1 protein-coding gene is annotated in these 1527 nt (G+C 46.4%); it reads right to left on the bottom strand.

Features of this window, described 5'->3' with window-relative positions; translation table 11 throughout:
* Positions 1-147: 147 nt before the first annotated feature.
* Positions 148-1482: a hypothetical protein gene (locus tag AC27K1_RS21520; protein ID WP_487152848.1), complete on the bottom strand. Its 1335-nt coding sequence runs from the start codon at positions 1480-1482 to the stop codon at positions 148-150.
* Between the last annotated feature and the right edge of the window lie 45 nt (positions 1483-1527).

Consider the following 1527-nt stretch of genomic DNA (forward strand, 5'->3'; position numbering starts at 1 on the left):
CAGGCACTCCCGCAAAATAAACGCCTCAAGACGTATAGCGAAAACATCACGGATAGATTGTCTTCAGCCTAAAAATAACCACCATCACTTTCTGGAGATGTTTTTTAATGTTGCTATGTCACACACGAGGCACAGGGTTCCACCATTTCAGGATGTATCTGAAATAAGGCTACGAATATTCGGTACTTTTCCCGATCGGTGGAATATTGCTAACAGCAAGTCGTGCCAGGAATCTATCCTGAACCAGTCAAACAGACTTCGAATCTTATGCCAAAGATTTATCTTCGAGTGAGAGTGACGCCATGCTTTCTGGAATACTGGACAGCATAGCTGCTCTATCTGATTAACCAGAAAGGCCAGAAACATCAGGCAGGCCAGGTTGGTCGCCAAATGCTTTTGCCCATGGCCGTAGTTGTGTTCGAGGTTGTAACCCTGTGTTTTCAGTGTGTTGAAGGTTTCGTTTTCAATTTTCCATCTACTGCGGCCTCCTCGCATGACTTTTGATACGCTTCGCGGTGTCAGCAGTATGTCTGTCACCCAGGTGCAGGTGAACTTTTTTCCTTTGGGGCTGGTTTCCACATATTCCAGATAATTCACCCGCACATCAGGATGGCTTTTGTTAATGGGTACGTTATTCGTAAATCTGAACCAGTGCCGGAAGCCTTTTTCATCTAGATATTCAAATCGATCCACTTGCTCCCTGGCGTCAATCTCATCCACCGTTTCCAGCAGAGATGCGTGATCACCGTCTTTAGCGACCAATATGAATCTGTGGCCGTACGACTCGAGTAGTTTGATCGTCGGACCATCGGAATACAGACCATCGGCAGTGATGACCAGTTTGAGCTTGGGGTGCTCCCTTGCCACATTGTCCAGAAGACGTTTCAACGCCGTTTTTTCGCAATCATTTTTACTGGCGTCAACCTGCTGAATGATCGGTTCAGGCATCAATGGCAGGACTTCTTTTTTTCCGGGTTTTACAAGGCAGATTGCCAGTAACTGGTGGTAATAGACAGGCTTTTTGGTGTTAGGGTTCTTGCAGCAGCACTCTTTGCAATGAATGCTTCCAGATGAAAAATGACCTGTGCCATCAATGGGCGCCAGATAGCCTTCTTCCAGGAAGTGGAATGGCTTCAGTCGTCCGGAACGCTGGACAAAGCTGAACAGACGAGTGAACAATTTTCGTAGATGTTTAGTGTCCAGTGGATCAAGCACATCCCGCAAATAGCTGTCACAGGGCGGTTTGTTGATGTGATATAGCGTATTGAGGTTATGCAAAACCTCCTGAGACTGACGCTCTTTGTCGTAATTCAGCAAGGAAGGGTACTTGAGATGCATCACGGCAAAGCCAGACATAATGACATCATGCAAGGTGATCTTGTCGGCACGCTGGTTAGGTCGTTCATCAGGTATGTTGGCGACCTGTTGTGAGATGATATCAATCAACTCATCAGCCAGTGCTTTGTTGGTGTGAGCATGCATTGGTCAAACGTCAGCAGTAAAATGTCTACAAAAAATAGCGCAGAG

This window comes from Kistimonas ophiarachnellae (genome assembly GCF_057552235.1).

Excerpts from the sequence above, each read along its gene's own strand:
- AC27K1_RS21520 (WP_487152848.1), bottom strand. The coding sequence starts at position 1,482 with ATGCATGCTCACACCAACAAAGCACTGGCTGATGAGTTGATTGATATC.